The sequence below is a fragment of the Acinetobacter sp. NIPH 284 genome, from assembly GCF_000369425.1.
In the GTDB taxonomy this organism is placed as follows: Bacteria; Pseudomonadota; Gammaproteobacteria; order Pseudomonadales; family Moraxellaceae; genus Acinetobacter.
In genome coordinates, this window is sequence record NZ_KB850009.1 from 75,987 (window position 1) to 96,303 (window position 20,317).

Consider the following 20,317-nt stretch of genomic DNA (forward strand, 5'->3'; position numbering starts at 1 on the left):
ATTGCCTCTTATAAAACTTCAGGAGCCAATGAAATGATTTTCATGAACTGTTCAGTACGAAGTTCACGAGTCACTGGTCCGAAGATACGAGTCGCAATCGGAGCTTTGTTGTTGTTCAAAATAACAGCTGCGTTATCGTCGAAACGAATAACTGAACCATCTGGACGACGGATGCCGAATTTTGTACGTACAACTACAGCATTCATCACGTCACCTTTTTTAACACGTGCGCGCGGAATTGCTTCTTTTACAGTAACTTTAATAATATCGCCAACTGAAGCATAACGACGGTGTGAACCACCAAGTACTTTAATACATTGTACGCGGCGTGCACCACTGTTGTCTGCTACGTCGAGCATACTTTCGGTTTGAATCATTGCCCTACTCCAAAACCGAGCATCACCGGTCGCAATTTCGAAAGGCTCAAAGAGTACTCGAAATTGTCCGATGATGCAACAAGAACGTCTAATTACTCAGCAGCTGCTTCAACGACTTCCACTAAAGTCCAAGCTTTAGTTTTAGAAATTGGGCGGCTTTCTTTGATGGTCACTAAGTCGCCAGTTTTAGCAACATTGTTCTCATCATGAGCGTGTAATTTAGTTGAACGGCGGATTGATTTGCCGTACAACGGGTGTTGAACGCGGCGTTCAATAAGCACAACAATAGACTTGTCCATTTTGTCACTTACAACTTTGCCGGTTAACGTGCGGACTGTTTTTTCACTCATTGTCCGTTCCCCTGTTTTTCGGTAAGGAGTGTCTTGATACGAGCAATTGTCTTACGAGCAATTTGCACTTCATGCGATTTGCCTAATTGACCAGTTGCTTTCGCCATACGAAGACGGAATTGGTTAAGCTGTTGCTCATCAAGCAAAGCTTTCAACTCTTCTACCGACTTTTCACGTAGATCTTTAATTTTCATTACATCACCGTCCGAGTCACGATAGTGGTTTTAAACGGGAGTTTAGCAGCGGCTAAAGCAAAAGCTTCACGCGCTAACTCATCGCTAACACCTTCAATTTCGTACAGGATCTTACCTGGCTGGATCTGACAAACCCAGTATTCCACACTACCTTTACCTTTACCCATACGAACTTCTAATGGTTTTTCGGTAATTGGTTTGTCTGGGAATACGCGGATGAAGATTTTACCACCACGTTTAATACGACGGCTAATGGTACGACGTGCAGCTTCAATCTGACGCGCAGTCATACGACCACGTTCAGTTGCTTTAATTGCAATCGAACCAAATGATACTGTACTACCACGATGCGCTAGACCAGTGTTACGGCCTTTGTGCACTTTACGGAATTTGGTACGTTTAGGTTGCAACATGGATTATTCTCCCTTGTCAGCAGCACGGTCACCGCGACGACCACGACGCTCTTGACCTTCACCACGACCACGACCGCGTTTAGCTGGACGCTCTTCAGCAGGAGCAGGGTTCATGACTTGTTTCATGCCACCTAAAATCTCGCCACGGAAAATCCAAACTTTAACACCGATCGTACCGTATGTTGTTTCTGCACGCATAGTAGCATAGTCGATGTCAGCACGAAGTGTATGCAAAGGTACACGACCTTCACGATACCACTCAGTACGAGCGATCTCTGCACCACCTAAACGGCCAGAAACTTCAACTTTGATACCTTTAGCGCCAGCACGCATTGTGTTTTGAACCGCACGCTTCATAGCACGACGGAACATAACACGTTTTTCTAATTGAGAAGCAATTGCTTCAGCAACTAAACGTGCATCCAAGTCAGGGCGATCAATTTCATTGATGCTAACTTGAGCTGGAACACCCATAATGTTGGTGAGTTCGCGCTGTAATTTCTCAATATCTTCGCCTTTCTTACCGATCACGATACCAGGACGAGCAGTGCTAATTGTTACTTTAGCAGCACCTGTAGGACGTTCGATAAGAATATTGCTTACCATCGCATTCTTAAGTTTTTTAAGCAAAAACTCACGAACTTGAAGATCTTTAAGCAAGTATTCAGCGTATTGTTTCGGACTCGCATACCAGTTAGCGTTATGACGTTTCACAACACCTAGGCGGATACCGATTGGATGAACCTTCTGACCCATATCAAACCCCTACCTTAACGGTGATGTGACAAGTACGCTTAGTAATACGATCTGCACGGCCTTTAGCACGTGGCATGATACGTTTAAGGCTCATGCCTTCATCAACGTAAATCGTAGTTACTTTAAGGTCATCAACATCTAAGCTGTTGTTGTGTTCAGCATTCGCGATTGCAGATTCAAGTGCTTTTTTAACGAGCACAGCTGCTTTCTTGTTACTGAAGTTCAAAATGTCTATCGCACGTGCAACCGACTTACCACGGATCAAATCAGCAACTAAACGTGCTTTTTGTGCCGAGATAGCGGCACCGCGTAATTTAGCAGTTACTTCCATCATAGCACCTATTAACGTTTAGACTTCTTATCAACACCGTGACCACGATAGGTACGAGTTGGCGCGAATTCACCCAATTTATGACCAACCATGTGTTCAGTAACAATTACTGGAACGTGGTTACGGCCATTGTGAACAGAAATTGTTAAACCAACAAAGTCTGGAAGGATCATTGAACGACGTGACCATGTTTTGATCGGCTTACGGTTGTTAGCAGCAATCGCAGCTTCAACCTTAGCGAACAAATGCGCGTCGACGAATGGACCTTTTTTTAATGAACGAGGCATTATTCAGATTCCCTTACTTGACGCGACGGTCGCGAATAATCATCTTAGTCGTACGCTTATTGGTACGTGTCTTGTACCCTTTAGCTTTTTGACCCCATGGACTTACAGGTTGAATACCTTTACTACGTCCTTCACCACCACCGTGCGGGTGATCTACCGGGTTCATCGCCATACCACGAACGGTAGGACGAATACCACGCCAGCGCGCAGCACCAGCTTTACCCAATGAACGAAGGTTGCTTTCTTGGTTAGAAACTTCACCAATTACAGCACGACATTCAACGTGTACTTTACGCATTTCACCAGAACGTAAACGAACGATAGCGTAAGAACCATCACGACCCAACAACTGAACTGAAGTACCAGCAGAACGTGCTAATTGAGCACCTTTACCGATTTTAAGTTCAAGGTTGTGAAGCGTAGAACCGATTGGCATATTGCGAAGTGGCAAGCAGTTACCTGGACGAATTGGAGCATCGTTACCAGATTGTACTTTATCACCAGCACGTAAGCCTTTAGGTGCAATGATGTAACGACGTTCACCATCAGCATATTTCAATAAAGCAATATGAGCTGTACGGTTAGGATCGTATTCGATGCGCTCTACAGTCGCTGGAATACCATCTTTGTTACGTTTAAAGTCAACAATACGGTAGTTTTGCTTATGACCACCACCCACGTGACGTGTAGTGATGTGACCATTGTTATTACGACCACCAGTACGTTTTTTAGCTTCTACCAACGGTGCATAAGGAGCGCCTTTGTGAAGATGGTCATGAACCACTTTCTCTACAAAGCGACGTCCTGGAGACGTTGGCTTACATTTTTGAATTGGCATAATTCTCGTCCTTATTCCGCTGCGTTTTCAGCGGTATCGCCCAAGTCAGCCATTTCTACATCTTGGCCAGCTTTCAGGGTGACGTATGCTTTTTTCACATCAGAACGACGTCCTAATGTTTTACCAAAGCGTTTTGTTTTACCTTTAGTGATCGTTGTATTGATTTTTACAACTTCAACACCAAAGAGCTGCTCAACTGCTTTTTTGATTTCAAGTTTGTTTGCATTTAATGCAACTTTGAACACTTGAACACCAGCAGTATCACCTAAAACTTGTGCTTTTTCTGAGAATACTGGTCCTAATAGGACTTGATAGATACGTTCGTTGTTCATCCGAGTTCTACCTCAATTTTCTTAGCAGCAGCTACAGACATTACAACTTTATCAAATGCAATCAAGCTAACAGGATCAATAGCAGTAGCATCAACCACATCAACGTGTGGAAGGTTGCGAGCTGCAAGATACAAGTTCTCATCTACAGCATCTGTAATGATCAATGCACGAGTTGCATTCAAGTCTGTAAGTTTTGCAAGCAAGTCTTTAGTTTTTGGAGCTGCAACAGCAAACTCTTCAACTAATACAAGACGATCTTGGCGAACAAGTTCAGCTAAGATACATTGCATTGCACCGCGATACATCTTACGGTTTACTTTTTGAGACCAATCTTGTGGGCGAGCAGCAAAAGTTTTACCACCACCAACCCAGATAGGGCTACGAATAGAACCCGCACGAGCGCGACCAGTACCTTTTTGACGGAATGGTTTTTTACCACCGCCAGAAACGTCTGCACGTGATTTCTGAGCTTTCGAACCTTGACGACCACCAGCTAAGTAAGCTGTAACAACTTGGTGTACAAGCGCTTCGTTAAACTCACGTCCGAAAGCAACTTCAGACAATTCAACAGCAGAGCCGGAAACAGTTTTTAAATTCACAGTATTTCCCCTCAGGCCTTGATGGTAGGACGTACAATAACGTCACCATTCGTTGCACCAGGAACAGCACCTTTAACAACTAAAACAGAACGTTCAGCGTCAATAGATACAATTTCAAGACCTTGAACTGTTACGCGTTCATCACCTAAGTGACCAGCCATTTTCTTGCCTTTGAACACGCGACCAGGAGTCTGGTTTTGACCTGTAGAACCTAATACACGGTGAGATACAGAGTTACCATGAGTAGCATCTTGCGTACGGAAATTCCAACGCTTAACACCACCTTGGAAGCCTTTACCTTTTGATTGACCAGTTACATCAACAATTTGACCAACTGTGAACAAATCAACACCGATAGAAGCACCAACTTCACGGCCTTCAAGCTCAGCTTCAGTAACACGGAACTCTTTAACTAAACGACCAGCAGCAACACCCGCTTTCGCGAAGTGACCTTTCTGAGCGTTAGTTACGCGCGATTCGCGACGTTCGCCAGTAGTTACTTGGATTGCTTGATAACCATCAGTTTCAAGTGTTTTGATTTGCGTAATGCGGTTTGGATCGACTTCGATCACTGTTACTGGAACAGAAACACCTGCTTCAGTAAAGATGCGAGTCATACCACATTTGCGACCGACTAAACCAATAGCCATGTGCATAAACCTCTAAAAAAGCGGCCTAATTAACTTAGAGTTAATTAACCGAAAGCCTTAACCCAAAGCGATCTGAACATCAACACCAGCAGCAAGATCTAACTTCATCAATGCATCAACAGTTTTATCTGTAGGTTGAACGATGTCGATCAAACGTTTATAAGTGCGGATTTCGTACTGATCACGAGCGTCTTTGTTGACGTGTGGTGAAGTAAGAACGTTGAAGCGTTCGATGCGAGTAGGCATCGGGATTGGACCACACACTTGTGCGCCAGTACGCTTAGCGGTTTCTACGATCTCTTGAGCAGATTGATCAATCAGGCGATGATCAAAAGACTTCAAACGGATACGAATTCTCTGGTTAGACATACCAGTAAACTCCAAGCCAAAAATATAAAGAATCACCCATGACGCACCTCACCTTATTGGCAAGTGTCAAGGGCAGTGAAAATCACTAAGGTCATGATCGATGCCACGACTGTAATGCGTTAACTACTTTCTTCGTAGTGAACGCCCTCCATTTGAGGGTCGCCCATTATAACGATTGTTTAAGTCTTATGCAATTCTTCTTTTATTTTTTTAGTTTTATAGTTGATTAAGCATTCACCACATACTCTATTGCCCGATTTAGCAATTGATTACCCTGTTCAAACTTACTTTTAATCGTTTTTTTTAATTCTGCGATTGGCTGAACATATTCACCATTAAATACCGCACTATCTTCTTCATTTTCAATCAACAATTGCAAAGCATGTGGTGTCATTTCAGGATGAAATTGAAACCCCAGTACATTGCGCCCAATTTGATACATTTGATTTTGACAAACATTATTCTGCGCTAAACGGACTCCTCCACGGGGTATTTCGAAGGTTTCACTATGCCACTGCATAATGTTAATTTTTTCTGGTATTTGAAAGTAATTTTCGGGTACGTGTGAAACACGACCCACGTCCATCCAACCTAACTCTTGATGTTGATTTCGACTCACAGATGCACCGAGTGCATTTGCAATCAGTTGCCCCCCTAAACATAAACCAATTGCAGGTTTACCCGCAGAGAGATAACGTCTTAACCATCTTTTTTCCAATTTTAACCAAGGATAATTTGCTTCGTCATTCACACTCATGGTTCCCCCCATAATGATCAGCAAATCAACTTCATCAATATTAGGTAGGGCCTCCAATTCAAGAGATAAATCAACGGGTAAAGCAAAGAACTCTGTGGCGGTAATTTTTGCTTGATGTGCCTTTAAATAGTCATAGCAACTGCCAAAACCCTCGCCTGCAATGTGCTGAAAATAATGCACTCTTAAATGCGACTTCATGCGCGTAAACCTATTGTAGTTAGAATGATAATTAGTCTTAGCAAAAATAAAGCCAGTTTTGACTAAAAGCTTTGATTCGTAACGATTCTGTACAAAATATGCAAATGACTAGCAGGATTCGATATTTTCTCTTAACCTAAATCATTCTATTGATTTAATGTTGCCCCATGACTAAACAAAATAGCTTACAAACCACACTCATTCATGCACCACGCAAAGCTCCCCAATACATAGAAACGATTCAACCTCCCCTATTTCGTGCATCAACGATTATTTTTAAAACAACAGCGCACCTTTTTGATCGCCACTGGACTGACCCTTATGATTATAGTTATGGCACACACGGTACACCGACGACGTTTACATTAGGAGATAATATTGCTCGAATTGAAGGTGGAAATTATTGTTTACTTGCACCCAGCGGCTTATCTGCAATCAATTTAGTGAATAGTACTTTTTTAAGTTCAGGGGATGAAGTTTGGGTTGCAGACAATATTTATGGCCCAAATCTGGAACACTTAAAGAATCTGCAAGACCGCTACGGCATTCACGTCAAAATCTACAACCCAATTGATGCAAATAGCTTTCAACCGACTGAAAAAGCTAAACTAATCTGGCTTGAAGCAGCAGGTTCTGTCACCTTAGAATTTCCCGACCTCAAAAATCTGGTTAAAAAAGCACAGCAAGCGAAGGTTCTGACAGCATTGGATAACACATGGGGTGCTGGACTGGCCTTTAATGCCTTTGATTTCTCAGATGAGCATCTCTCCGTAGATATGACGGTTCATGCATTGACCAAATACCCAAGTGGTGGTGGCGATATTTTAATGGGTTCAGTGGTTACACGAGATCCGCAATTACATCATAAACTGTACCGTATGCATGCAACCCAAGGGATCTGTGTTTCAGGCGATGATACCGCACAAATTCAACGTAGCTTGGCTCATATGCCACTTCGTTATGAACAACAATCTAACAGTGCAATAGCAGTGCTTGATTGGCTAAAGCAACAATCTCAATTTTGCCAAGTTTTACATCCAAGTGATGCCAACTCAGCAGGCCATTTATTTTGGCAACAAGTCTGTGAAACAGGAAAAAGTGCAGGTTTAGTCAGTGTCATTTTCAAACCTGAATATGATCTCGCAGCGATTCGAAAATTCTGCGATAGCTTAAACTTATTTAAGTTGGGATTCAGTTGGGGCGGCCCTGTCAGCCTTGTTATGCTTTATAATTTAAAACAGATGCGAGAACTAGAAAATACACATTTACAACAAGGTTTATTGGTTCGCTTCTGCATAGGACTAGAACATCCAAACGATTTAATCCAAGATATTCAAAACGCACTAAAACAACTCGAATGAAATAAAGCATAGGTGAAGAATGAATACACCCATTATTATTGCAAAAAAAACCACAGATACAACGCAAGATATTGTTTTACATTCTCAATTTGCAAACCGCCACGGTTTAATTGCAGGTGCGACAGGCACAGGTAAAACAGTGACTCTGAAGGTATTAGCCGAAAGTTTCTCACGGCTGGGCGTACCTGTCTTTTTGGCAGATGCTAAAGGTGATGTCTCTAGTTTGGCTAAAGCAGGAAGTAGCAACCCCAAATTTGATGAGCGTTTAAAAAACTTACAACTTGCCCCCATTCCATTTGCTGCTTCCCCTGTTATTTTTTGGGATTTATTTGGGCAACAAGGTCATCCTATTCGTACCACAATTTCAGAAATTGGTCCGTTACTTTTGGCACAAATGCTCAATCTGAATGACACACAAGAAGGCGTTCTTTCGGCCGTTTTCCGCGTTGCAGATGATCAAGGGCTTTTATTAATTGATTTCAAAGACCTTAAAGCCATGCTGACCTATGTCAGCGAAAATGCAGCCGAATTAAAAGCTGAATATGGCAACCTTTCTCCAGCTAGTCTTGGGGCGATTCAACGTAATTTATTGGCTTTAGGTGATCAAGATGGAGAGCAATTTTTTGGTGAGCCTAGCCTGAATATTCTCGATTTTATTCAGACCGATACCAATGGTCATGGCTATATCAATATCTTAGCTGCCGACAAGTTGATGAATACCCCGAAGCTTTATGCCACATTCCTGTTATGGATGCTTTCTGAGCTATTTGAGCAGCTTCCAGAAGTTGGCGATATGGATAAGCCGAAACTGGTGTTCTTCTTCGATGAGGCTCATTTGTTATTTGATAATGCCAGTCCAGCCTTGCAACAGAAAATCGAACAGGTAGTTCGCCTGATTCGCTCTAAAGGTGTGGGGATTTATTTTATTACCCAAAACCCACTGGATTTACCGGAAAGTGTCTTAGGGCAACTGGGCAACCGTGTGCAACATGCCTTACGTGCATTTACTCCAAAAGATCAAAAGGCGGTTAAAACCGCAGCGGATACCTTTCGAGCCAATCCAGCATTCAAAGTTGATCAAGCGATTACAGAACTTGCTGTAGGTGAAGCATTAATTAGTTGTCTAGATGAGCAAGGGACACCGCAAATTGTAGAGCGCGGTTGGGTCATGCCACCTTACTCTTCATTTACGCCAATCACGCTAGAAGAACGCCAAATTATTATTTCGCAAAGTATTGTTGCAGGTGTTTATAATCAAGCTGTGGATCGTGATAGTGCTTATGAAATGCTGCAAAAGAAAGTGCTACAACAGTCTCAACAAAAACAGGCAGATGAATTAGAAAAGCAGCAAAGCAAAGAACAAGATGCTTTAGCCAAACAACAGGCGAAAGAACAAGAACGCTTCGCGAAAGAGCAACAAAAAACCGCAGAGAAAGCACAACGAGATCGCGAAAAACTCACCCAAGATATTGTAGGAACTTTTGCAAAAAGTGCGGCTCGTAGCTTAGGCGGCTCTACAGGTCAAAAGATCGTTCGCGGTTTACTTGGTTCATTATTTGGCAAATAAAAATCTTTATTATTTTAAAAATCAGGGGATAATCATTTATCCCCTATTTTTTTTATGGTTTTAGTCAAAACAGATCTTGCAAATAAATTTTATAAGGTATATTTTAAATATATCTTATAAATGATAGCCAAGAGAGATCACCCATGACTCCGCAGCAAATTGACCTTGTAAAAGCAACTGTACCTGTACTCCGTGAAAATGGTGTGGCACTCACTGGTTACTTTTACAACCGTATGTTAGGTAATAACCCCGAGCTAAAAGAAACCTTCAATATGGGACATCAACGTAGTGGTGCACAAGCACAAGCACTTGCGGGTGCTGTACTAGCTTATGCGGAAAATATTGAAGATCCTTCTGTACTTTTACCTGTAGTCGAATTGATTGCACACAAACATGTGAGCTTGAATATTCAATCACCTGATTACAGTATTGTGGGTGAGAACCTACTGCACTCTATCAGTGAAGTACTGAATATCTCGATGGAAGATCCATTGATTGGTGCATGGGCTGCCGCTTATGGTCAATTAGCCGACTTATTTATTAGCACTGAGAAAGCGATCTATGATCAACATCAACAAACCAAAGGCAGTTGGTTAGGTTGGCGCAATTTCAAAATTGCCAAAAAAGTCGTTGAAAGCGATGAAATTACTTCATTCTATTTAGCTCCTGTAGATGGCGGTGAGTTACCAAAATATGAAGCAGGACAATATATTTCAGTCCGTGTATTTGTTGAGGAACTAGGTTTAAGACAGCCACGTCAATACACACTATCAACAAGTCCTCAAGCAGATTACTTACGTATTTCAGTCAAACGTGAGGATGAAAAAGGTGAGTTAGCAGGTGGTTGGGTATCAAGCACCTTACATGGCTTGGCTGAGGGTTCAGAAATTGAGGTGTCTGCACCTACAGGCAATTTCTACCTGATTGATAGCAAAAAACGTAATGTGTTTATCAGTGGTGGTGTTGGCTTAACGCCAATGATTGCTATGCTGAATCAATTGGTGACTTTAGATATGCCTCAGCCTGTCAGCTTTATTCATGCCTGCCGTAGCAGCCAAGTGCATGCCATGAAACAGCATATTCATGAGTTAAAGGCAAAATATCCACGCCTGAGCACATTTACTGCCTATGAGTTCCCACATGAAAGTGATGTGCTAGGTGAAGATTATGACGTTGCTGGCCGTCTGGATTTAGCAGCGATGGATGCCGCTTTACTGCCAATCAATGCAGACTATTATCTGTGTGGTCCAATGCCATTTATGGCAGAGCAACATAAAGCTTTAGTTGCTCGTGGCATCCCTGCTGAAAATATCCATAGCGAAGCATTCGGTACGGGTGGCGTAAAACTCAGCTAATCGGCGCTGCGTTTTGCATAGGGCTAGTCCATGTTAGACTAGCCCTTTCTGTTTAAAGCAATAGATTGAGTGAAAACCCATGCAACTCAATAAGTTTACTGATTATGCACTCAGAATCTTAATGTATGTCGCTCGTCCGAGTGATGTACCGTATACGATTGCAGATATTGCACGGGACTTGCATGTATCCCAAAACCATTTAGTGAAAATCGTTCACTTCATGGGAAAACAGCATTGGATTGTAACGATTCGCGGCAAAGGCGGTGGACTTCGTTTAAATCCAGAAGCTAAAAGTTTAAAACTAGGTGAAATTGTTCGTATCTTACAAGGCAATCATCAAATCGTAGAATGTAATACACCACCTTGTGTTTTACGCTCTCATTGCGGACTGAAAAGTATTTTGGATCAAGCTTTAGAATGTTTTTATCAAAGCCTAGATCAATATACACTTGGAGAAGTGGTGCAATATGGCATTCTTCCCTCTTCTACAAATTCAAATATTGATTTTTTACAACTCGTTCAAAAAGCCTAAACATCAAGATTCGCACGAATCTCTCACATCCTTTATAATAGTCGTTGCTATTTCAATTCAAAAAGTAAGCTTCTATGCGTCGTAGTGAAAAATCGAAAGACACCAAAGCCAAACTCGCACCTAAACAAAAAATCAGTTATGAAAAAAAGACTGATCCTGCTGTAACCGCGTATGCAGTGCAGTCTTTGACTTGGTTACGCCAAGCTGAATTTTTGATGAGTGCACCTAAACTGGATTTGTGCGTAGAAGATACAGGTTATGAAATCGCATTTGCAGGTCGTTCCAATGCAGGAAAATCAAGTGCAATTAATGCTTTAACCAATCAAAAGCAACTCGCACGCGCTTCAAAAAAACCTGGGCGCACGCAAATGATTAACTTTTTTAGCTTAGGTAATCCAGATCAACGTTTGGTCGATTTACCAGGTTATGGTTATGCGGCTGTACCTGAAGCCATGAAAATCGTATGGCAGAAAGAACTTGAGAACTATCTAATCCATCGTAAAAGCTTACAAGGCTTAGTACTGTTAATGGACATCCGCCATCCATTACAACACTTTGACTTAATGATGCTGGAATGGGCACATTCACGCCATTTGTTTGTGCATATCCTGCTTACTAAAGCCGATAAATTAAACCGTGGCCCTGCCAATAAAGTACTATTAGAAATTAAGCAGCAGTTGAAGAAAATGAAACTTGATTTCTCGATTCAATTATTCTCTTCACTCAATCGAATTGGTTTAGAAGAATTGGCAAGCGTCATGGGTGGCCGTTTAAATTTCACACTTGATCAACCAGCAGAATTTGACCTTGATCAGATCCCAGAAGCTTCAGAAGTAGACGTCGAAGAATAAAAAATGCATTTTATGCAACTTGATGCATAAAATGATTTTTAATTGTCCTGTATTGCTAAACACAAGCACTAGGTAGTTTTCATATACTGCTTAGTGTTGGTTCATTGCACTATCGATTAGGACTAAACGATGAAATTACTATCATTTATGAAGAACAAAGTGCTTGGTTCTTCGATTGACTATAAAATTCTCCCACGCAAAGTGAAGTTTGACTGGAAAAAAACACCCGTAGACTGGATTCCAAACCAGCCTTATGCCAGTTATTTTATTAATGAAATTAACAATATTTTGCCTGCTGGTGAGTTTTGGTTCTGCCGCTTATACAACAAGGTGCTTCCGCAAATCACTGATGAAAAATTAAAACAAGACGTTCAAGCATTTATTCGCCAAGAAGCGATGCATGCGGTTGCACATACGTCTGCGAACAAAGAATATCTTAGCCAACGTAATATTGATATTCAGCGTAATCTCGATATTATGGATTTTTTATTTAACAAAGCTTTAGCTGATAAGCCTTTTGGTAAAGAAGTTCCTAAAATACTTGACCATCAATGGGATTTGTTCCGTCTAGGCATCATTGCAACAGTTGAACACATGACTTGTGTATTGGGTAAATACGCACTGTATAACAAACGTTGGGAAGAGCTCGGTGCCGATCCAGAAATGATTGATCTGATTAAATGGCATGGTTCTGAAGAAATCGAACATCGTACCGTTGCCTTTGATCTATATCGTCATTTAGGTGGTGGTTATATTGCACGTTATTACATGAGTGTCGCTGTAATCGTAGGTGTACTTGGTTTATGGGTTGATGGCGCGGCACATATCATGGGTCAAGATCCTCGTTTTACCGACAAAAAACCAAGTTTATTTAGACCATGGGTTTGGATGGAGTGGTACAAAATTGGTCGTCAAGATAATCAGGTTTTACCAAATCCAATTTGGTTAGTCGCTCAACAAATCGACTATCTCATGCCTTGGTATGATCCTGTGAAAGAAGGTAATACTCAAGATGCGGTGAATTATTTAAATAATTCACCGGCAGCAAAACGCGCTTTACAACAAGCTGCATAAGCATTGCAATAAAAAAGCAGGAGTCTTCTCCTGCTTTTTTTTGTTCTTAAATCGCATCAACTTGATTCAACTTCTGCTTGCTTAGCATAACGATCAACAACAACACTGATCATCATATCACCCTGTACATTCACTACTGTTCGTACAGTATCTAATACTCGATCAATCGGTAATAAAATCGCAATCGCTTCCGCAGGTAGTCCAACCGACTGCAATACCATAATCATGGTCACCATACCTGCGCTGGGAATACCTGGTGCGCCCAAAGATGCAATCATGGCGGTTAGACAGACAATAATTTGCTGGGTCAAGCTCAAGTCCAAGCCCATCAAATTTGCAATAAACAAAGCAGCGGCTGCCTCATAAAGTGCAGTACCATCCATATTTAATTGTGTTCCTAAAGGAATCACAAATCCTGCCGTCTGTGGTCGCACACCTAAATTTTCTTGTGCACATTTCATACTGAGTGGCATCGTCGCAGAACTTGAACTGGTCGCAAATCCAGTGACCAAAGCTGTGCGTGCACCTTTAAAGAAAGTGATTGGATTCATTTTTCCAAAAATCCAAAGTAATGCCGGCAAAACAACAGCACCGTGAAAAATCGTTGTTCCTGTGACAACCATTGCGAATTCCACTAAACGACTTAACACGGAAAGATCTTCGGTCGCGATCAATTTAGCAAGCAATGCAAAAATACCGATTGGGGCTAGCTTCATCACCCAACCCACAAGCATCATCATCATGACAAAGAATTGTTGGCAGGTATTGCGAACTAAACTAAAGCTTTCACCCCCTTTGACTAATGCGACTCCAAGGAATAACGCAAAGACCACAACTGCAAGTACATTACCCTCACTAAATGCTTTAAAAGGATTGATCAAGGTATTTTGGATAAAACTGGTCAGAAAACTTGAAGGCGTCAGCGTATCTGGCGTCTGATGGTTTTGCATAGCTTCTTGGAAGATTTGAATATCTACGCCTTTGCCTACTTCAAATAGATGTGCACAACTAATCCCTAAAATCAAAGCTAAGGTTGTCGTCGTGAGGCAGCTTAATGCTGTAATTTTCCAAACTCGTCCAAATTGTCCGCCAGCCTGTAAATTTGAAACACCTACAACGATCGAACTAAAAATAAGTGGGATGAGCAACATTTTTAGTAAACCAATAAAAATACTGCTTAAAATCCCCAGCCCATACAAACTATGTTCAGCAAAACTAGTCTGCGGATACAAAGTTAAGAAGAACCCATATATAACACCCAGTACGGCTGCGATTAGAATTTGTGTATTTAAATTCATTCTGATTAATAAAATATTTTAGCTTGTGGGTACTATGGCACGCTCACATTGAAGAATCGAGCAATTTTTTGTCACAACCTTATGACAAAAAAAGCCATCTAAACGATGGCTTTTTTTTGAATTTTTCAAATCTAATTTACTGGGTTTCAATTTCTCTCAATCGAATTAGACCCTCTTGCACAGTGCTACATACCAGCTGACCATTCTGCCACATGCGTCCAAAATTCAGACCACGTGAACTGGCACTAATCGTTGCTTCCATATCGTAAAGCATCCAATCATCAGCACGTAACGGGCGATGGAAGTAAATGGTATGATCAATGCTTGCACATTGTAAATTTGGCGAAATCCAAGATAACCCGTGTGGACGCAGTGCTGTGGTCATCAAAGTAAAATCTGAATAAAACGCAACGATGGCTTGATGTAATGAAACGTCATCAACATTTTCTGCAATACGATCATGGGTACGAATGTAGTGCGCATAATATGGTGCTTCAGGCTGCGGCTGAAAAGGATTAACTGGTCGAGTTGGTCTGATTTCAACATGACGTTCGCGCATAAAACTCGTACGTGCATTTTCTGGGACGAAATTGAGCATACTTTCCTTTAATTCTTTCTCAGACTTCAGCTCTTCAGGACTCGGATACTCTGGTTCTTTATGTTGATAATTTAAGCCTTCTTCTGGATTGGCAAAAGATACCATCGCCGAGAAAATTGTACGTCCATGTTGGATCGCACGCACTTGTCGACTTGCAAAACTTTTACCATCTCGCAATGGATCAACTTCATAAATGATCGGTGCATCGACATCACCACCATATAAAAAATAAGCATGCAACGAATGTGCTGGTCGGTTTGTGGTATATGATGCCGCTCTTAATGCTTGTCCAAGAACTTGCCCACCGAATACTCGTTTCCCAACCAAATTGCGACTGTTGCCTCTGAAAATATGTTCTTCCAACTTTTCCAAAGTCAAAAGCTCAACCAGTTCTTGAGTTAACGCATTCATGTAATAGCCTTCCAACATCAATGAGGAGAGATCAACTAATCCATTCAGGATTGATCATTTCGATTGTGCCACAAATTCCAATAAATATGCTCAGGATAAAATGATTCATCCGTCACATTAATCTTTATTTATAAGCGCTAAAAATACGATTTTTAACGATAAAATCTACCAAATACGCTATATTTTGTCAGAAAATAACATATCGTTTTATGTCAGAATAACGCAGAATGTCGTGCTCATCATGACTTACTGTCAGGATTATGATTTAGGAGTCTGTAATGTCCAAGACTGGATTTGGTCAAATGTATCGCCAACTTTCGAGTAAGTTACTTGACCTTGTGGTCACTCCACATGTTCTTGGTGAAGTTCCTACAGAATCCACCGCAGTAGAGCAAGAGAAACAGGATTCAAACAAGCTGGTCTGCTATGTTTTACAAAATTATTCACGTAGTAACGCACTGGTTGTAGATGGTGAAACGCGTCGCCTTCATCTAAAGCCAGCTTTGGATGCCATGAGTTTTGGAACTTATCATGAAAAAAACTCGATTCTATTTTTACATCAGAATGAAAATAACTTTTTTAATACTCAAACATATCCCCCACGCCTTCTACAGTTGATCGAAGCATTAGAACAAAATCAAGAAGTAGATGTTCAATTAGTTCCCGTTACAGTACTTTGGGGACGCTCACCAGATAAAGAGGATTCATGGTTTAAACTGTTGTTCTCCGATACTTGGGCAACGCCTGGGACAGTCAAACAACTGGTCAATATTGGTCTACATGGTCGTGAGTCTTATTTAGAGTTCCATGCACCGCAATCCTTGCGTGAACTGGTAGATTATGCCAAGAGACATCATCCAAACATCTCTCCTGCCACGTATATCGCAAGTTCACTAGATCGCTACCTAGACCAGCAACGCGAAGTGGTACTTGGGCCTGACTTGTCAGACCGCCGCAACGTGATGCAGTCTATCATTAAGGCACCCGATGTACAGGATGCCATCCGTCGTGAAAGCATTCAGCATAAAATCAGCATGTTGGAGGCAGAACGCCGCGCAATTGGCTATGTCAATGAAATCGTTTCTGATTATTCAGCGTCAGCAGTACGCTTCGCAGATATGGCTTTAACACGATTATGGACACAACTGTATGACGGCGTTGAAGTTCATAATTTCAGTACGGTTCGCGAACTTGCGAAAGATTATGAAATTATTTACACACCATGCCACCGTAGCCATATTGACTATTTATTATTGTCCTATGTGATTTATAAACGTGGCTTGATGATTCCATATATTGCTGCGGGTGATAACCTAAACCTACCTTTTGTAGGTCAGTTATTACGTGGAGGTGGTGCATTTTTCATACGCCGATCTTTCCGCGGAAATGCACTATATACATCTGTACTCAAAGAATATTTATACAGCATTCTATCACGCAATACGCCTATCGAGTACTTCATTGAAGGTGGTCGTTCACGTACCGGTCGCTTGCTACCACCGAAGACAGGCATGCTTGCAATGACCATTCATGGTCATTTACGCGGTCGCGCCAAGCCAATCGTATTCTTACCGACGTATATTGGGTATGAGCGCTTAATGGAAGGCTCAACTTATGTCGGTGAAATGCAAGGTAAGCCAAAAGAAGCAGAATCAATTTTTGGCATCGTCAAAACTTTACGTAAAATTGAAAGAATTTTTGGCAAGGTACACGTCAATTTTGGTGAACCTGTTTTCCTTGATGATATTTTAAAGCAGCATAATGCAGATAAAATTCAGATCGAAAAAAATGATGCGCCAATTCCAGCAGAAATTTCCAGTGTGGTGTCAAGCTCAGCCAACCTGATTCTGGAAAATATCAACCGTGCGGTGGTCATCAACCCTGTTTCATTATTATCTTTGATCTTATTAGCAACACCAAAACATACATTAGATGAAGAGATTTGTGCCAAACAACTTGATATTTATCGTGATTTAGCGACTCAACAACCGTATGACGAACGCACACAAGTCACTTCTTTATCAGGTAAAGAAATCATTGCTTATGGTTTAAAGCTCAAACTGATCAAACGTGTGCAGCATGTTCTAGGTGATATTATTGCCATAGAAGACAATCAAGCCGTTTTATTAACCTATTTCCGTAATAACATCTTACATGCTTTTGTCTTACCATCACTGGTTGCATCATTGGTTGAACATAACGGTAAGATTAATAAAACAGATTTAAGCAATGTGATTCGTACATTATATCCATTCTTAAAAGCTGAATTATTCATGAAGTGGAAAGCTTCTGAATTGCAACAGCACATTGATAACTATATCAACGCACTTGTTAAAATTGGTCTAATTTTCCAAGATCATGATGGCAACTTATTTAGCCCAACACCAAACAGTGAAGAACATCAGAAACTTTTGACTTTAGGCATGCCAGTTAAACAAAGCTTAGAGCGTTATTACATGACGCTTGCACTGATCACCCAACGTGGTTCTGGCAATATCTCCACCAAACAGGTTGAGGAGCTGAGTCACTTATTGGGTCAACGTCTGTCTGTGCTGTATGAATTTAACTCACCAGAGTTCTTTGACAAGGCACTGTTCCAAAGCTTTATTAAGGTGCTAACTCAGCAGAATTATATTCGCAACAATGAACAGGGCTTCATTGAATATGATGACAACTTTAGTGAGATGGCGGCAGGTGCTCAATTGGTGCTGGATGAGGCGACCTTGCAGATGTTGCAGCACATTACAACATTTACAGATAAAGAACTTGCAACCGCTTTAGAAGCAATGGCTTCTCAACAGGCAAAACGTCGTTTAAAACGCAAGAAAGCTTAATGTTTCGGTATTCACTTTTGATGGGTTAGTCAAAAAAATTGGCTAACCCAATTTATTTGCGGCATTCTAAATATTTCGGATCATCTAGACATCTGAGTCGTTTGATTAGCTCGACAAAATAGGCATCGTAGTAACCTGAATCCACATAACGATTACGAATCTTAGCAACCAGCGCCTCATAGCCCTGCTTTTCATAACCCGAAATATCAGCCCAATAATACGCTGGTAAATGATTTTCCCATTGCATTGCCTGAGCGGCCAAAACATTACTATTTTTTACAAACCAACTTCGGATTTGGTGACCAAAACCAGTGGGATAAGCTTGAGGTCGAATCACAATATTAATTGCGAAATACGCGACTGGAAAATTGACAACTTGGGTCGATTCACCAAACTCTTTTTTCAAGTTATAAGGTAATACACCATACGCAGGCGCAGCCAAAATATCGATCTTCTTTTGCTTGAAAGAATCAACTGCCGTAGTAAAATCCACATAAACAGGTTTTGCCGATACACTTTGTACCAATGCCAATTGAGGCGGATTATTTTCCAGAATACCAATGGTCTTATTCTTTAATTGTGAAACTTTCCTGATCTGCTGAGTATTCATGGTCATATATGCCGTGCCAATTGGAATCATGCCTAGCACTTCATAATTTTGATCTAGCATACGTTTTTCGACATTTGGATTGGTCAATAACTGCAACAACATACGTGCAACACGATTGTTTGAAATCAAACCAATTCCACTGGTACTTCCCATAAAATGGTTGTAACGATAGCTATGAAAATTAGATGCCACTAAACCTGAACATTTATTTTGATCAAATGCCTGAATCGCATTTTTTTCATCCTTAAAAGTATCAAACTTTAACTGAGTTTTATGTTGAAGTGCATAGAGACGAATATCTTGTAAACGACGACTAATATCGCCCTGAGTGCCCAATGGATCAAACACACACCATGTTTGTGCGCCCGCCCAACTTGTTGTTGCTACCAACCCCAGCATCATCGTAAAAATTATTTTTCTCATATCCACCCCTTAATGCCTCATCACAAACCATGTGCACAACTCAGGCAGTTCCTTTACGGAGTCTGTTGGTATTTTATCATCAAAATCTATACCAACTATTCAAATTGTCTTGCAGTTTAATCTAATTATTTTTCATTATCATGTACCGACAACAGCGCCTGATAGTCATTAAAGCAAATCTGATGTTCAAATTTAAATCCCGTTTGTGGCAATCGAGTTGCATAAATTCGCTTCCCAGTTACTTGCTCAGACATAAGTTGCAACTGAGGCAAGTTTAAATAGTGTTGAAACCAACTTAATATTTCATGCATGGGTAAAGGATTGTTATTACTGATGATATAACTTGATTCAACAACATCTATAACAGCTAATAATGCTAAAAACTTGGCTAAATCATCGATATGAATTCGATTACTAAAATGTATGGCTGGGTAAGTCAGTGTTTGTTCAGCAAGCTTTTTTAAACGAGCAATTGAGGTCCCATAAATTCCTGCTGGTCGGACAATAATGCTCTGATGAGGATAATATGATTGCCACAACAACTCCATCTTACGAAGCAGATGTCCCTGCTCATCGATGGGTTGAATGAATGATTCATCATCGATTCGCTCCCCTGCATTTTCACCATAGACTCGTGTCGAAGAAACGATGATGATACGTCGAACAGGATGATTTTTGAGAGCATTAGCAATCGGTTCAACGCTATCAACATAGGTTTGTTGATATGCTTCTATGCCGCTCTGCGAAGGTGCAAGAATGACATAAACCAAATCAATTGGATCAAGCTGAGTCAAATCTAAATAATGTATATCTTGAATATAGTGTCTTGCATAACAATCCATTTTTGCACTACGGCTAATTGTGCTAATGTGGTGACCTTGCTCAAATAAGTGTTTAGCAACGCGCTGAGATGTTTTACCATAACCAATAAATAAAATATGCATATACACCC

General features: G+C 41.0%; 23 protein-coding genes and 1 pseudogene. 7 read left to right on the plus strand and 17 right to left on the minus strand.

Annotation, left to right across the window (positions count from 1 at the left end; translation table 11 throughout):
• Positions 1-8: 8 nt before the first annotated feature.
• The 13 genes and pseudogenes from rplN to F908_RS01260 form a co-directional block, all read right to left on the minus strand.
• Positions 9-377, minus strand: a complete 369-nt coding sequence (gene rplN, locus F908_RS01200) for a 50S ribosomal protein L14 (protein ID WP_004657680.1) — start codon at positions 375-377, stop codon at positions 9-11.
• Positions 378-469: 92 nt separating this feature from the next.
• A complete protein-coding gene (rpsQ, locus tag F908_RS01205; protein ID WP_004641057.1) occupies positions 470-727 on the minus strand; it encodes a 30S ribosomal protein S17 in 258 nt (85 codons plus the stop codon).
• Positions 724-921, minus strand: a complete 198-nt coding sequence (gene rpmC, locus F908_RS01210; protein WP_004660354.1) for a 50S ribosomal protein L29 — start codon at positions 919-921, stop codon at positions 724-726. The genes rpsQ and rpmC overlap by 4 nt, the downstream gene beginning before the upstream one ends.
• Positions 921-1,334, minus strand: a complete 414-nt coding sequence (gene rplP, locus F908_RS01215) for a 50S ribosomal protein L16 (protein WP_004657678.1) — start codon at positions 1,332-1,334, stop codon at positions 921-923. Before rplP ends, rpmC begins: the two co-directional genes overlap by 1 nt.
• Positions 1,274-2,090, minus strand: a pseudogene (gene rpsC, locus F908_RS01220) (30S ribosomal protein S3). The gene rplP and the pseudogene rpsC overlap by 61 nt, the downstream one beginning before the upstream one ends.
• 1 nt (position 2,091) lies before the next feature.
• Positions 2,092-2,421: a 50S ribosomal protein L22 gene (rplV, locus tag F908_RS01225; protein WP_004657676.1), complete on the minus strand. Its 330-nt coding sequence runs from the start codon at positions 2,419-2,421 to the stop codon at positions 2,092-2,094.
• An 11-nt stretch (positions 2,422-2,432) separates the two neighbouring features.
• On the minus strand, positions 2,433-2,708 hold the full coding sequence (gene rpsS / locus F908_RS01230) for a 30S ribosomal protein S19 (protein ID WP_004641066.1): 276 nt from the start codon (positions 2,706-2,708) through the stop codon (positions 2,433-2,435).
• A gap of 13 nt (positions 2,709-2,721) precedes the next feature.
• A complete protein-coding gene (gene rplB, locus F908_RS01235) occupies positions 2,722-3,546 on the minus strand; it encodes a 50S ribosomal protein L2 (RefSeq protein ID WP_004660349.1) in 825 nt (274 codons plus the stop codon).
• Positions 3,547-3,557: 11 nt separating this feature from the next.
• Complete coding sequence (gene rplW / locus F908_RS01240; RefSeq protein ID WP_004641070.1) at positions 3,558-3,878, minus strand: 50S ribosomal protein L23; 321 nt, start codon at positions 3,876-3,878, stop codon at positions 3,558-3,560.
• On the minus strand, positions 3,875-4,477 hold the full coding sequence (gene rplD / locus F908_RS01245) for a 50S ribosomal protein L4 (protein WP_004660347.1): 603 nt from the start codon (positions 4,475-4,477) through the stop codon (positions 3,875-3,877). Before rplD ends, rplW begins: the two co-directional genes overlap by 4 nt.
• An 11-nt stretch (positions 4,478-4,488) precedes the next feature.
• Positions 4,489-5,127, minus strand: coding sequence for a 50S ribosomal protein L3 (rplC, locus tag F908_RS01250; protein WP_004777442.1), 639 nt, complete (start codon positions 5,125-5,127; stop codon positions 4,489-4,491).
• A gap of 57 nt (positions 5,128-5,184) precedes the next feature.
• Complete coding sequence (gene rpsJ, locus F908_RS01255; RefSeq protein WP_000070912.1) at positions 5,185-5,496, minus strand: 30S ribosomal protein S10; 312 nt, start codon at positions 5,494-5,496, stop codon at positions 5,185-5,187.
• A 226-nt stretch (positions 5,497-5,722) separates the two neighbouring features.
• Positions 5,723-6,451: a type 1 glutamine amidotransferase gene (locus tag F908_RS01260; protein ID WP_005156283.1), complete on the minus strand. Its 729-nt coding sequence runs from the start codon at positions 6,449-6,451 to the stop codon at positions 5,723-5,725.
• A 167-nt stretch (positions 6,452-6,618) separates the two neighbouring features.
• On the opposite strand from F908_RS01260, the gene F908_RS01265 reads away from it, so the two are divergent.
• From F908_RS01265 to F908_RS01290, 6 genes are all read left to right on the plus strand, one after another.
• Positions 6,619-7,812 (plus strand): PLP-dependent transferase, encoded by a 1,194-nt coding sequence (locus F908_RS01265; RefSeq protein ID WP_005156291.1) that lies wholly within the window; start codon positions 6,619-6,621, stop codon positions 7,810-7,812.
• 19 nt (positions 7,813-7,831) lie between these two features.
• A complete protein-coding gene (locus tag F908_RS01270; RefSeq protein ID WP_005156294.1) occupies positions 7,832-9,379 on the plus strand; it encodes a helicase HerA-like domain-containing protein in 1,548 nt (515 codons plus the stop codon).
• A 143-nt stretch (positions 9,380-9,522) separates the two neighbouring features.
• Entirely contained in the window at positions 9,523-10,734 is a 1,212-nt protein-coding gene (gene hmpA / locus F908_RS01275) for an NO-inducible flavohemoprotein (RefSeq protein WP_005156300.1), read from the plus strand.
• 79 nt (positions 10,735-10,813) lie between these two features.
• Complete coding sequence (locus tag F908_RS01280; protein WP_004660334.1) at positions 10,814-11,266, plus strand: RrF2 family transcriptional regulator; 453 nt, start codon at positions 10,814-10,816, stop codon at positions 11,264-11,266.
• A 74-nt stretch (positions 11,267-11,340) separates the two neighbouring features.
• Positions 11,341-12,117, plus strand: coding sequence for a ribosome biogenesis GTP-binding protein YihA/YsxC (gene yihA / locus F908_RS01285; RefSeq protein WP_005156302.1), 777 nt, complete (start codon positions 11,341-11,343; stop codon positions 12,115-12,117).
• 129 nt (positions 12,118-12,246) lie between these two features.
• Entirely contained in the window at positions 12,247-13,191 is a 945-nt protein-coding gene (locus F908_RS01290; protein WP_005156304.1) for a metal-dependent hydrolase, read from the plus strand.
• 56 nt (positions 13,192-13,247) lie between these two features.
• On the opposite strand, the gene F908_RS01295 is transcribed toward F908_RS01290, so the two are convergent.
• Together F908_RS01295 and F908_RS01300 are read right to left on the minus strand one after the other, a co-directional pair.
• Positions 13,248-14,489, minus strand: coding sequence for a dicarboxylate/amino acid:cation symporter (locus tag F908_RS01295; protein WP_005156306.1), 1,242 nt, complete (start codon positions 14,487-14,489; stop codon positions 13,248-13,250).
• Between the two features lie 136 nt (positions 14,490-14,625).
• A complete protein-coding gene (locus F908_RS01300) occupies positions 14,626-15,498 on the minus strand; it encodes an acyl-CoA thioesterase (RefSeq protein WP_004660328.1) in 873 nt (290 codons plus the stop codon).
• 278 nt (positions 15,499-15,776) lie between these two features.
• On the opposite strand from F908_RS01300, the gene plsB reads away from it, so the two are divergent.
• Entirely contained in the window at positions 15,777-18,332 is a 2,556-nt protein-coding gene (plsB, locus tag F908_RS01305) for a glycerol-3-phosphate 1-O-acyltransferase PlsB (protein ID WP_005156311.1), read from the plus strand.
• 52 nt (positions 18,333-18,384) lie between these two features.
• Here the strand turns inward: plsB and F908_RS01310 are convergent, their stop codons facing one another.
• Both F908_RS01310 and F908_RS01315 read right to left on the minus strand, forming a co-directional pair.
• Positions 18,385-19,365 (minus strand): putative solute-binding protein, encoded by a 981-nt coding sequence (locus tag F908_RS01310; protein WP_005156314.1) that lies wholly within the window; start codon positions 19,363-19,365, stop codon positions 18,385-18,387.
• Positions 19,366-19,490: 125 nt separating this feature from the next.
• On the minus strand, positions 19,491-20,309 hold the full coding sequence (locus F908_RS01315; RefSeq protein WP_005156317.1) for an NAD-dependent epimerase/dehydratase family protein: 819 nt from the start codon (positions 20,307-20,309) through the stop codon (positions 19,491-19,493).
• Positions 20,310-20,317: the final 8 nt, after the last annotated feature.